9 protein-coding genes are annotated in these 13400 nt (G+C 55.0%); 4 read left to right on the forward strand and 5 right to left on the reverse strand.

Features of this window, described 5'->3' with window-relative positions; all coding sequences use genetic code 11:
• Positions 1-163 precede the first annotated feature (163 nt).
• Together fumA and ACERY3_RS13015 are read right to left on the reverse strand one after the other, a co-directional pair.
• Positions 164-1813, reverse strand: a complete 1650-nt coding sequence (fumA, locus tag ACERY3_RS13010; RefSeq protein ID WP_048977161.1) for a class I fumarate hydratase FumA — start codon at positions 1811-1813, stop codon at positions 164-166.
• Between the two features lie 55 nt (positions 1814-1868).
• Positions 1869-3377, reverse strand: coding sequence for an anion permease (locus ACERY3_RS13015; RefSeq protein ID WP_072210827.1), 1509 nt, complete (start codon positions 3375-3377; stop codon positions 1869-1871).
• 605 nt (positions 3378-3982) lie between these two features.
• Between ACERY3_RS13015 and ACERY3_RS13020 the strand changes: the two genes are divergently transcribed.
• Positions 3983-6763 carry a flavocytochrome c gene (locus ACERY3_RS13020; protein ID WP_373225824.1) on the forward strand — a complete coding sequence of 927 codons (2781 nt, stop codon included), beginning with the start codon at positions 3983-3985 and terminating at the stop codon, positions 6761-6763.
• Positions 6764-6857: 94 nt separating this feature from the next.
• On the forward strand, positions 6858-7820 hold the full coding sequence (locus ACERY3_RS13025) for an FAD:protein FMN transferase (RefSeq protein WP_373225825.1): 963 nt from the start codon (positions 6858-6860) through the stop codon (positions 7818-7820).
• Here the strand turns inward: ACERY3_RS13025 and dcuR are convergent.
• Both dcuR and ACERY3_RS13035 read right to left on the reverse strand, forming a co-directional pair.
• Entirely contained in the window at positions 7801-8520 is a 720-nt protein-coding gene (dcuR, locus tag ACERY3_RS13030; RefSeq protein ID WP_045887823.1) for a two-component system response regulator DcuR, read from the reverse strand. The genes ACERY3_RS13025 and dcuR overlap by 20 nt on opposite strands.
• Positions 8517-10133 carry a sensor histidine kinase gene (locus ACERY3_RS13035; protein WP_039263791.1) on the reverse strand — a complete coding sequence of 539 codons (1617 nt, stop codon included), beginning with the start codon at positions 10131-10133 and terminating at the stop codon, positions 8517-8519. Before ACERY3_RS13035 ends, dcuR begins: the two co-directional genes overlap by 4 nt.
• A gap of 164 nt (positions 10134-10297) precedes the next feature.
• Here ACERY3_RS13035 and ACERY3_RS13040 point away from each other — a divergent pair, with 164 nt between their 5' ends.
• On the forward strand, positions 10298-11161 hold the full coding sequence (locus ACERY3_RS13040) for an N-acetylmuramic acid 6-phosphate etherase (protein ID WP_373225826.1): 864 nt from the start codon (positions 10298-10300) through the stop codon (positions 11159-11161).
• A 52-nt stretch (positions 11162-11213) separates the two neighbouring features.
• On the opposite strand, the gene ompC is transcribed toward ACERY3_RS13040, so the two are convergent.
• Entirely contained in the window at positions 11214-12380 is a 1167-nt protein-coding gene (gene ompC / locus ACERY3_RS13045; RefSeq protein WP_087822815.1) for a porin OmpC, read from the reverse strand.
• A 284-nt stretch (positions 12381-12664) separates the two neighbouring features.
• Here ompC and ACERY3_RS13050 point away from each other — a divergent pair, with 284 nt between their 5' ends.
• The gene (locus ACERY3_RS13050; protein WP_064672753.1) at positions 12665-13366 is read left to right on the forward strand and encodes a phosphohydrolase; all 702 of its coding nucleotides are present in this window, start codon (positions 12665-12667) and stop codon (positions 13364-13366) included.
• The last annotated feature ends 34 nt before the right edge of the window (positions 13367-13400 follow it).

Genomic DNA, 13400 nt, shown 5'->3' on the forward strand with positions numbered 1-13400 from the left:
TCGCGGGATCAATACAATTAATGACAACAATAACTTAACAATTAATTGATTTTTTATTCACCACTTTTTGCTAAGTGGCTGATATCACGGTTTTGTGACATGACGCAGGCTCATGTCTTTCTGCGACTGCCGGGCAGCGTTGCGCCACCCGGCCTGTCTCAACCTAGCGCTGTGAACAACCCGCGCACTGTTTGTTCTGGATCTGCTGGAAGAAATCGTTGCCTTTGTCATCCACCAGGATAAACGCCGGGAAGTTCTCGACTTCAATTTTCCAGATGGCTTCCATTCCCAGCTCCGGATACGCGACGCACTCCAGGCTCTTAATGCTGTTTTGCGCCAGCACCGCCGCCGGGCCGCCAATGCTCCCCAGGTAGAAGCCGCCGTGCTTATGGCAGGCGTCGGTCACCTGCTGGCTGCGGTTGCCTTTCGCCAGCATGATCATGCTCGCGCCGTGGGATTGCAGTAAGTCCACATACGAGTCCATACGGCCCGCCGTGGTCGGGCCGAGTGAGCCAGAGGCGTAGCCTTCCGGCGTTTTGGCCGGTCCTGCGTAGTAGATCGGATGGTCTTTAACGTACTGCGGCAGCTCTTCACCGTTGTCGAGCAGCTCTTTCAGCTTCGCGTGGGCAATATCGCGCGCCACGATGATGGTCCCGTTCAGCGACAGGCGGGTAGAGACCGGGTGCGCGGAAAGCTGCGCCAGGATCTCCTTCATCGGCTTGTCCAGATTGATGCTCACTACGTCGCCTTCGCCCTGCTGGCGCAGTGATTCAGGAATATACTGACCCGGGTTGTGTTCCAGCTTCTCAATCCAGATCCCGTCGCGGTTGATCTTCGCTTTAATGTTGCGGTCTGCGGAGCAGGAGACGCCCATGCCGATTGGGCAGGAGGCGCCGTGGCGCGGCAGGCGGATCACGCGGATATCGTGGGCGAAGTATTTACCGCCGAACTGCGCGCCGAGGCCGAGGTTCTGCGCTTCCTGGAGCAGTTCCTGTTCGAGCTGAACGTCGCGGAACGCCTGGCCGTGTTCGTTACCTTCGGTTGGCAGCGCGTCGTAGTAGCGCGTGGAAGCGAGCTTCACGGTTTTCAGCGTGGCTTCCGCTGACGTTCCGCCAATCACAAACGCGATATGGTAAGGCGGGCAGGCCGCAGTGCCCAGGGTGCGCATCTTCTCAACCAGATAGTTTTTCAGCTTCGCCGGGGTGATCAGCGCTTTGGTTTCCTGATAGAGGTAGGTTTTGTTGGCAGAACCGCCGCCTTTTGCCATGCACAGGAATTTGTATTCGTCCCCGTCCACGCTGTAGAGATCGATCTGCGCGGGCAGGTTGGTGCCGGTATTCACCTCTTTATACATGTCCAGCGCCGCATTCTGCGAGTAGCGCAGGTTATCTTCAATGTAGGTGTTATACACGCCCTGGCTCAGCGCCGCTTCGTCACCGCCGCCGGTCCAGACGCGCTGGCCTTTTTTGCCCATGATGATCGCGGTGCCGGTATCCTGGCAGGTTGGCAGCACGCCTTTTGCGGCAATTTCAGAGTTACGCAGGAACTGCAGGGCAACGTATTTGTCGTTCTGGCTGGCTTCCGGGTCGTTGAGAATGGCGGCAACCTGCTTCTGGTGAGAAGGACGCAGCATAAACGCGGCATCGTGGAAGGCCTGCTGCGCCAGCAGGGTCAGGGCTTCCGGCTCCACTTTCAGCACTTCCTGACCGTCGAATTCGGCAACGGAGACGTGCTCTTTGGTCAGCAGGTAGTATTCGGTGTCGTCATGGGAAAGAGGGAAGGGGTTCTGGTAGATAAATGGTTTGTTTGACATAGCGTATTGCTCCACAAAAATAAAACCGCCGGAGGAGAAGTCCGGCGGTCAGGAATCAGAACATCATGGACATCCACGGATAACCAATCAGCAGCAGGGCCGCCAGGAAGATGGCACCGAAGATGGTGCCGAGGCGCCAGTAGTCTTTGGTTGGCAGGTAGCCGCTACCGTAGTAAATCGGGCTTGGGCCAGTACCGTACGGGGTGATGATCCCCATGACGCCCAGCGAGGTCACCATCAGCAGAACGAACACTTCCATATTCATGCCAGGGATGGTGGAGGCGATGGTCAGCATCGCAGGCAGCAGCGCCGTGGTGTGCGCGGTGGTGCTGGCAAACAGGTAGTGCAGCAGGTAGAACGCCAGCAGCAGGACGACGGTCGCCACGCCCGGAGAGATACCGCTCATCAACAGACCGCCTTCTTTACCTAACCAGCTGATAAAGCCGGTCGAGGAGAGGCCATCCGCCAGTGCCACCAGGGTAGCGAACCAGACGAAGGTGTTCCATGCGGCCTTGTTACCGGTGATATCGTTCCACTCCAGCACGCCGGTCCACAGCATCAGACCGACGATGAGCAGGGCTGCCATGGCAGGCTCAATCCATGCGGCAGCGAAGATCCACATCAGCAGCGCGCAGCATACGAACACCAGCAGCAGAATTTCATTGCGGGACAGTTTGCCGAGTTTTTCCAGCTCGCGGGTCGCCCACAGCGGCACTTCGTTATTCACTTTGACTTCAGGTGGGTAGAACCAGTAGGCCAGCAGCGGCATGGCCAGAATCAGCAGGATACCCAGCGGCAGGAAGGCGAGGAACCAGGTGCCCCAGGAGATATCAATCCCAACCGTACTTTTCACCAGCGCCAGGGCCAGCAGGTTTGGCGCGAGGGCGGAGAGGAACATTGAGCTGGTGATACAGGCTGCGGTGATCGCCACCCACATCAGGTATGAACCAATCTTACGCGCGCTTGGGTCGTTAGGTTTTGAACCGTACAGCGGCGGCAGGTTAGCGATAATCGGGTAGATGGTCCCGCCGCTGCGCGCGGTGTTGGACGGGGTGAACGGTGCCAGCAGCAGGTCAGCAAACGTGATGGCGTAACCGAGCGTCAGGCTGCGACGGCCGAGATACTTCACCAGAATCAGCGCCAGACGGCGGCCGAAGCGGGTTTTGTCATAGCCTGCGGCGAACATAAAGGCACCGAAAATCAGCCAGACGGTAGAGTTGCCAAACCCGCTCACCGCCCACTTAAAGGAGGCGCCCGCCAGCTTGAATTTCGGGTCAGCCAGCTGATCGGGGCTGAACAGCACCCACTGACTGCACAGGGCGATGGCAACCACGCCGGTCAGGCCGATCACCGCACCCGGCAGCGGTTCGAAGATCAGACCGACGATCACGCCGACAAAGATGGCGAAGTAGTGCCATGCGTAAGGCGGCAAGCCTTCAGGAACGGGAACAAACAGCAGCAGTACCGCGACGATGACGGGTAACGCCATCATCAGCAATCGTTTTGCGTTTCCATTTGATGCCTGGTTCGCCACAGGGGGCGTTACAGCAGTTTTTGTATTCATAGTTTCACGTCTTAAGTTGTCAAAAATTCGGTCGCACTGAAAAAGCACTTTATTTAGTTTCTTTGCTTTTTTTAGTTATTAAAGGTGCTTTCTTGTATTTTCAGTAATAGCGATTTAACGCGTTTTCGTGTGCGCTAAATTAAAAAAAAGATGATGTTTTTATATTGCGCTTTTGAATGCCATAACTATTGATCGCGATCAAAAAAATAGAATTACAGCGTTATTTTTATGCTTTTATTAATAACCACTCTGGCGTATGTGGTTATTGCCTGTTTTTTGCGTGTTTTTTATCATTTCTTTAACAAAATAGATTTTGGTGTCATTGTAATGTATTGTTTTTATTGATTTTGTATGTGTTAAGGTGAATTGGTTTTACCATTCATATTTTAACGGTTTTTAAATTATTGTGAATGACTGAATTACAATCGCTAACACCAATGTGTTATTTGTGTTATCGCAGGGATTAAATAGTTTTTTAACTAACGTAATAACTTTAGAAACTAAAAAAATCATTATATTAATATCATGACATCGGCAAATAACGACGAAATAAAAAATCAATCCGATAACGAATTCTTAATTTTTAAAAGTTTGGAGTTTCTATTATGAGCACTAACGAACGCATTCTTAGCCCCTTCACATTACCGAATGGTACTGAACTGAAAAACCGTTTGTTAATGGCCCCTATGACAACCTGTACCGGCTATTTTGACGGCACCGTCACCAGCGAGCTGGTGGAGTACTATCGGGCCCGTTCCGGCAGCATTGGCACCATCATTGTGGAGTGTTGCTTCGTCGACGATCTCGGTCTCGCCTTCCCGGGTGCCATCGGTATTGATAATGACGAGAAAATTGCCGGGCTGGCGAAAATTGCGGAGGCCATTAAATCCAAAGGAACTAAGGCGCTGCTGCAAATCTACCACGGCGGCCGCATGGTCGACCCAAAACTGATTGGTGGCCGCATCCCGGTTGGCCCGAGCGCCGTAGCCGCGCCGCGTGAAGGTGCCGCAACGCCGGTTGCTCTGACCGCTGAAGAAGTGGAAGGCATGATCGGCAAGTTTGGTGAGGCGGTGCGTCGCGCCATCCAGGCCGGTTTCGACGGCGTGGAAATCCACGGGGCGAACACCTATCTGATTCAGCAGTTCTACTCCCCGAATTCAAACCAGCGCGACGACGAGTGGGGCGGCAGCCGCGATAACCGCGCGAAGTTCCCGCTGGCGGTGCTGGACATTACCCACAAAATGGTGCGCCAGTACGCGGACGACGCGTTTATTATTGGCTACCGCTTCTCCCCTGAAGAGATGGAAGTCCCGGGCATCCGCTTTGACGACACCATGTATCTGCTGGAAAAACTGGCGGCGCGCGGCGTGGACTATCTGCACTTCTCCGTCGGCGCTACCCTGCGTCCTTCCATCGTCGACACCCAGGATCCCACCCCGCTTATCGAAAAATACTGCGCGATGCGTTCTGAAACGCTGGCGCAGGTTCCGGTCATGGGCGTGGGCGGCGTGGTGAATGCTTCAGACGTGAATGAGGCGCTGGACCACGGTTACGACCTGATTGCCGTTGGCCGCGCCACCATCGCTTATCCGGACTGGACCGACCGCATCGCGGCCGGCGAAAGCCTGGAGCTGTTTATGGACAGCACCCAGCGCGAGGCGCTGAGCATTCCTGAACCGCTGTGGCGCTTCTCGCTGGTAGAAGCGATGATCCGCGACATGAGCATGGGTGAATCCAAATTCAAACCGGGTACCTTTGCTGAGAAAGTGCAGGATGACGCTAACGAGCTGGTGATTAACGTCAGTCTGGAAACTGACCGCATTGCGGACATCGAGCTGGCCTCCGGCCCGAGCGAAGACGTTGAGTTTGTAACCAGCTTTGAAGAGATCCGTACCCGCATTCTGGACGCCAATACCCCGCACGTGGATGCCATCACCGGCGCAACCAGCCAGAGTGAAGCGGTGAAGAAAGCGGTCTCTAAAGCGATGCTGAAATCCAGCAAAGCGCTGGCCGCGGAAGAGGGCGTTGACCCGAACGAAACCCGCAGCGTGGACGTGGTCGTTGTCGGCAGCGGCGGCGCCGGTCTGGCGGCGGCGATTCAGGCTCACGACGAAGGCGCGAGCGTGCTGATTGTCGAGAAAATGCCGACCATCGGCGGGAACACCATTAAAGCTTCAGCCGGTATGAATGCCGCCGAAACCCGCTTCCAGCGCGTGAAGGGCATTCAGGACAGCAAAGAGCTGTTCTATCAGGAAAGCCTGAAAGGCGGCGGGAACAAGAACAACCCGGAACTGCTGCGTCGCTTCGTCGAAAACGCGCCGCAGGCAATTGAGTGGCTGGCAACGCGCGGCATCATGCTGAACGACATCACCACCACCGGAGGGATGAGCATCGATCGTACTCACCGTCCAAAAGACGGTTCAGCGGTAGGCGGCTACCTGATCAGCGGCCTGGTGCGTAACGTCAACAAACGCAACATCGAGGTGATGCTGGATACCTCCGTCAGCGACATCATCTTCGAGAACGGCGAAGTGACCGGCGTACGTCTGACCACCGAAGAGAACGAAACCGTCACCGTGGCAACCAAAAGCGTGATTGTCGCCACCGGCGGCTTCAGCGCTAACAGCCAGATGGTGGTGAAATACCGTCCTGATCTGGAAGGGTTCGTTACCACCAACCACAAAGGGGCAACCGGCGGCGGCATCGCGCTGCTGGAGCGCATCGGGGCCGGTACCGTGGATATGGGCGAAATTCAGATTCACCCAACCGTAGAGCAGAAAACCTCGTACCTGATTTCCGAATCCATTCGCGGCGGCGGGGCGATTCTGGTCAATCAGAAAGGGGAACGCTTCTACAACGAAATGTCGACCCGCGATAAGGTCTCGGCGTCAATCATCGCGCTGCCGGAGAAATACGCATACATCGTCTTTGATGAGCACGTGCGTGCCAAAAACAAAGCCGCGGATGAGTACATCGCGAAAGGTTTCGTGACCAGCGCCAGCTCGCCAAAAGCCCTTGCTGAGGCGCTGGGGATGGATCACCACGCTTTCCTCGCGACGCTGGAACGTTACAACGGCTTCGTTGAAAAACAGCACGATGATGATTTTGGCCGTACCACCGCGCTGCGCGCGCCTATCAACGAAGGGCCGTTCTACGCCATTCAGATTGCACCGGGCGTGCACCACACCATGGGCGGCGTGACCATCAACACCGAAACCTGCGTGCTGGACAGCAACCACAACGTGCTGCCAGGCGCGTTTGCGGCCGGTGAAGTGGTCGGCGGGATCCACGGCGGTAACCGTATCGGCGGTAACGCAGTGGCAGATATCATTATTTTTGGTACGCTTGCAGGACATCAGGCGGCTATGCGTTCGAAAAAGCAGTAAGACCCCTGTGTTGTAGGCCGGATACGCCCAGCGCTATCCGGCATTTTCCCCGGCGGCGCTGTGCTGGCCGGGGCTACATCTGAGGACTCCAGCCATGCCTGATAGCCATCGCGTTTACAGCTACTCCGCCGTCCTGATGGGCTCACCCATTCTCCTGAAACTCTTCTCCCACGACGAAGCCCTCGCGTCCCGCGTGTTTCGCCTGATCAAACAGTACGAAGATCTGCTCACCGTCAACCGCGCGCACTCGCAGGTGATGGACATCAACCATGCGGCTGGCCAGCATCCGGTTACCGTCAGCCGGCCGGTGTTTGAGCTGATCCGCTGTGCCAAAGCGGCAAGCCTGTTCAGGGACAGCGCCTTTAACCTGGCGATAGGTCCGCTGGTGAAGCGCTGGAAAATTGGCTTTCAGGGGAACAGCGTTCCGCCTGCCGATGAAATCGCGTCGCTGCTGGCGATAACCCGTCCTGAAGATGTCATTCTTGATGAGGCCAGCAGCAGCGTGTTCCTGACCAGAGCGGGGATGGAGATCGATCTGGGGGCCATTGCCAAAGGCTATATCGCCGACAGGGTGCGTGATTACCTGCATAAAGAGGGCGCTGAGCTGGGGCTGATCAACCTAGGCGGAAACATTCAGACGTTAGGCTCGCCGGAAGGGGGCTGGAGCGTGGGGCTGAAAAAACCGTTCGCCGGTGATGCGCTGATCGGCACGATGACCGTAGAGAACCTCTCCGTCGTGACGTCGGGAACGTACGAGCGCTACTTTGAGCAAAACGGCAAGCGCTATCACCATATTCTCGATCCGCGCACCGGGTATCCGCTGGACAACGAGCTGGACAGCGTAACGATTGTTTCGAAGGACTCCATCGACGGCGATATCTGGACCACTCTGATGTACGGTATGGGCGTAGAGAAGGGCTGTGCCGCCCTGCGCGCGCGCCCCGATATTGAAGCTATCTTTGTGACCAAAACAAAAGAAGTGGTGTTCTCTTCAGCACACCACTTCCGCTTTACCCTGCTGGATAACGACTACCGCGTTACTGACAGTATTGCTTGAGCAGGCCGGTCTGCTCCGGCTGGAGACGGTAGCGATACACCGGACGTCCGGTGGCACCGTAGTGAATGCTGGTGAACAGAATGTTGATTTGTGCGAGCCAAATCAGGTACTTGCGGCAGGATACGCGGGAGATATTGACCGCGCTTGCCAGGTCATCGGTAGAAAATTCCGTCTCCGGGTGAGCGTCAATCCACTGGCAAATCGTGCGCAGCGTTTGCGGCGTTAACCCCTTCGGCAGCTTTTTACTGTCCGCCAGTTCCGGCGCCCCGCCGTGGATCAGCCGGTCGACGTCGGCCTGCTCATAATACTGGTGCGAACCCATCAGGCTATGCTTTGCCTTCCAGCCGTTCAGCGCCTCTTCAAAGCGCGGGAACTGGAACGGCTTGATCAGATAATCCACCACGCCGTAGTGGATGGAGGTCTGGATCGTGGCGGCGTCGGCAGCCGACGAGATCATAATCACATCGATTGGGCGACCGGATGCGCGAATAACGGGCAGCAGATCCAGCCCGTTATCCTGCTGCATATAGACATCCAGCAGCACCAGGTCGACAGGCTGCCCGGGGTTATTAATGATGGCCTCGGCCTGGTTTAGCGTGGAGGCGACGCCGCAGCAGCTAAAACCTTCAACACGGTTGACATACAGACGGTTGAGGTCGGCTACCATGGCGTCATCATCGACAATTAATACATTTATCACGCGATATTCCTCTCGCTATCCCAGGGGATGTGAACAAAAAATTGGGTAAATACGCCTGGCTCAGACTCGACGGTGATATCGCCGCCGAGGTTCTGGATTTGCTGGCGAGCAAGGAACAGCCCAACGCCGCGGTTTTCACCTTTTGTTGAGAAGCCCTTTGTAAAAATAGCCTCCAGCTGAGCGGGTTCAATGCCGGGGCCATCGTCGCTGACTTCGCAGCTGAGCCAGCCATTCTGATAATGCAGCAGCAGGCCGATCTCACCTTCCTGCTGTCCTTCCATCGCGTCGAGCGCGTTTTCAATGAGGTTACCCAGCACGGTGATCAGCACCGCGACCTGCTCTTCGCTCGCGGTATCCGGTATCTGGCATTCATCCGCCAGCGTCAGGGTGACGCCCGCTTCTTTCGCCCGATTGATTTTACCCAGCAGGAACCCGGCAATAACCGGGGATTTTACCTTGCTCTGTATCGTACCGATATCCGTCTGGTAATTATGCGCCGTCTGGATGATGTACTCTTCCAGCTTGTCGTAGCGCTTCATGTGCAGCAGGCCCAGGATCACATGCAGTTTATTCATAAACTCGTGCGTGTGGCTGCGCAGGGCGTCGACGTAGTTGACCATGCCATCAATACGCTGCATCAGCTGGCTGATTTCCGTTTTATCACGGAAGGTGGTGATGGCGCCGATTACCCGATCCTGACTTTTAACGGGCACCATGTTGCACAGCAATAGACGCCCGTTACAGCTGATCTCCTGATCCTGGCGCGCGACGCCCGTCTTTGAGACTTCGCGCAGGCTGGCCAGCAGGGGGGCGCTGGCGTTTTCGGTCTGCTTGCCGGAAGGGAGAAGCAATATTTCTCTGGCGGTCTGGTTGATCATCGTCACGCGCCCGTGAATATCGACGGCCAGCACCCCCTCGCGAAGCGACTGCAGCATCGCCTGACGCTGTTCGAATAGGGCGGAAATTTCGTAAGGTTCGAGCCCGAACAGGATGCGTTTCAGTACCCGCACCAGACCCCAAATCGCCATGGAGCTCATAAAAATACTGAATAAAATGGTCCAGACGGCGTTGAGCCGCCCGCGAGCGATCTGCTCTTCAACCTTTTTCAGGGAGATACCTACCGCCACCACGCCGATCTGCTCGTGCTGGCCGTCGTAGACTGGGGTGAAGACGCGAAGCGCTTCGGCGAGCGCACCCCGGTTTACCGATACGTTCTCTTTGCCTTCAAGCGCGGGAGTTAAATCGTCACCGATAAAATGCAGCCCCAGCAGCGCCTCGTTCGGGTGAGAGTAGCGGATCCCGCGCATATCGGTGACCACGGTGAACAGCAGATCGTTTCGTTTCGTCACCGCCTGGGCGATGGGCTGAATAATATTCTCCTGCGGTGCCTGCATCAGGCCGCGCTGGATCTCCGGGCTGTTGGCCAGCGTTCTGGCAATACCCAGAGCCGTATCTTTTACATCATCGCGGGTCGCCCGGGTGATTTGCACGGAGTAGAGCGCAAAGACCACCAGCAGCACAGAGGCAATAATCGCGCACACCATCAGCGTGACCAGGGTGTTCAGCTTCATGGGGCGCTTGCGCGTCGGAAGGAAAGGCTGCAAATCGCTCATCAACACTCCGCGATGATTAAGAAAGGGGTAATTATCGCCGATGACGCGCTTTTCTTAAAGCCATGTAAAGGCGTGGATTTGGTCCTCTTTTCGTGACCCTCCTCGCAGGTCATCTATATAAAACACTTTATAGTGTGTGGGTACTCATAATAAGGAGGCTGTTTATGAGCGTTATGCTTACCGGTTCGGTCAAGGAAAGACGGCACGCCAGCACGATGAATATTGATAGATTGTCCACGCTGGACATGCTGAAAGTCATTCACCAGGATGATGCACTCATTTCTGCTGCGATTACCCCCTGTTTAAATACTATTGCCCGCGTGGTGGACAACGCCGCCGCGACGCTCAGCCACGGCGGTCGCCTGATCGTCGTTGGCGCGGGGCCGTCAGGGCGCGTAGCGCAACAGATTGCCGATGAATATGCGCCGGGCAAAACCCCTGTAATGGCCGTTACGGCACAAGAAGGGGAAGGGAGCTACGAGCGCGGCGTTGCCGATCTGCAGGCCATCAAGTTTGGTGAACACGATATGATGCTGGCCGTGACCGTCAGCGGAAAAACGCCGTGGGTCTGGGGGGCAATGCGCCATGCGTGGTCGCTGGGTTCACCGGTCGCTATTGTTACCGGTGATGCGCAAAGCGAAGCCGCGCAGCTGGCGAGCATGGTTATCGCTCCGGAGCTGGGGGCCGACGTCGTCGCAGGCTATATCAACACCAAAGCGGGGATCGCGCAAAAAATGATCCTCTCGATGATTGCCACCGGGCTGGCCGTCCGAACCGGACGGGTTTACAGCAACCTGCGGGTGGATCTTGAGGCAGGCACGACCAAATGGGCTGAACGGCAAATCGCCATTGTGATGGAAGCGGGGGGATGCACACGGGCGGAGGCAAAAGCCGCGCTGGCGAGCTGTAACCATAACTGTAAAACGGCGGTATTGATGGTGCTGACAGGGCTGGATGCGTGGAAAGCCCATGAACTGCTGGCGCAAAATAACGGGTTTATCCGCGTGGCGCTGCAGGAAGCGCCGTAAGATCTTCAGATAGTAAAAAGGCCGCAATTGCGGCCTTTGGTATTTTGGGGAATTAGAACTGGTAGGTCATGCCTACGCCAACGATGTCATCAGTTGAGATGCCATTGGCTTCGTAGAAGCTTTCATCGTTGTCCAGCAGGTTGATTTTATAATCAACGTAAGTCGAGAAGTTTTTGTTGAAGCTGTAGGTCATACCGAGATCGATATAGTTCACCAGATCCTGATCAACATAGTCGTAATTATTACCTGGGTTGTAATCATTGCCGCCAATGTCTTTACCTTTGGAGTAAACCCATGCCAGAGACGGACGCAGGCCGAAGTCGAACAGGTACTGCGCGACGGCTTCAAAGTTCTGAGTCTGGTTGGCGATACCAACGTTACCATATGGCGTCATGTTGCGGGTTTCCGCATACATCATGGCCAGGTAAACACCTTGCGCATCATATTTTGCGCCAATTGTCCAGGCTTCAGCGCGTTCGCCACCTGCATACGGGCTGTAGCGGTTGTAGTTACCTGCACCGTATGCAACCTGTTTGTTCGTGCGGTCGGAAGATGAATATGCCGCACCCAGGCTCAGTCCGAAGTCAAAATCATAGGTGGTAGACATACCAAAGCCGTCGCCGTTCTGGAAACGAACATTGTCATGGCCATTTTTCGTGCCTTCCTGACCTTCTGTTGCATCCTGACCTTCATTCGCACCCTGATACTGCAGCGCGAAATTCAGACCCTCAGCCAGACCGAAGAAATCCTGGTTACGATAGGTTACCAGACCGTTAGCACGACCGTTCATAAAGTTATCGGTCCAGGTGTAAGAGTCACCGCCAAATACAGGCAGCATATCGGTCCAGGCTTCAACGTCGTACACGACGCCGTAATTACGGCCATAATCAAATGAACCGTATTCACCATATTTCAGGCCAGCATACGCCAGGCGGTTAAACGATTTGTCACCCGCGCCCTCGGTATTATTAGCGAAGGTTTTATATTCCCACTGGCCGTAACCGATCAGATCGTTAGCGATCTGGGTTTCGCCTTTGAAACCAATCTGCACATAGGTTTCGTCGCCGTCGTCGCCAGGGTTGTCAGAGAAGGTATGACGCGCGTCGACTTTGCCGTACAGGTCAACTTTGTTGCCGTTTTTGTTGTACATTTCAGCCGCATTGGCTGCGCCTGCCATTAATAACGCGGGTACCACAATTGCCAGAACTTTTCTTTTCATTATATATTCCCTTCAAGCATAATTTATATGAATATATGTAATCACCCTCCGCAATTACAGGCTTGATACTATTCCAGGAAGTGTTATTTAGTTTCAAAAATAAATGTAATTAAATCCTATGAAATATTGCCAAACATTTCTATTAATCTCTTTATTTTTCTGCTGAATTAATTCATTGAATTTATACGGTGTAATTATTATTAAGTATTTCGTGGCTCTATTTTTAAATTGATTTAATTCGTCTATGTTATAATTCATGCACTTTTAAACAACAGGATATGACGATGGAACTTGCCCGGTGGCAGCAGCGATTTGAGCGCTGGCTTGAGGAAAACCACAGCACCGACGATACCGCACATGATATTTCGCATTTTCGTCGGGTCTGGATGACGGCGCAAAAAATCATGGCTGATCAGGCGGTGGAGCCGCTGGTGATCCTGACCGCATGCTATTTCCACGATATTGTCAGCCTGCCGAAAAACCATCCCGAACGCGGCCGGTCATCCCAGATGGCAGCGCGCAGGACGTGTGACATTCTGCGCCGCGACTTCCCTGAGTTTCCGCCAGAGCACGCAGCCGCCGTTGCGCACGCGATTGAGGCGCACAGCTTCAGCGCCGGGATTGCGCCACAGAGCATGGAAGCCAAAATTGTGCAGGACGCAGACCGGCTGGAAGCGTTAGGCGCGATCGGCCTGGCGCGCGTCTTTGCCGTCTCGGGCGCGCTGGGCGTGCCGCTTTTTGATGCAGACGATCCCTTTGCCGATGCGCGTATCCTTGATGACCGTGCGTTTGCCCTCGACCATTTTCAGACCAAGCTGCTGCGATTGCCTGATACAATGCAAACGGAAATGGGCCGCGAGCTGGCACGTCACAATGCCGATTTCCTGATCCAGTTTATGGCGAAACTCAGTGCCGAATTACACGGCGACTGCATCGGGCTGGATAGCCAGGTGTTGAGCCGCTTCCGTCGCAGTTTGCGCAACTGAACTGTGGTAATCTGTTTCCAGTCTTTACTCTCCG

Source organism: Enterobacter cloacae complex sp. ESBL7 (assembly GCF_041679625.1).
GTDB classification, from domain to species: domain Bacteria; phylum Pseudomonadota; class Gammaproteobacteria; order Enterobacterales; family Enterobacteriaceae; genus Enterobacter; species Enterobacter asburiae_B.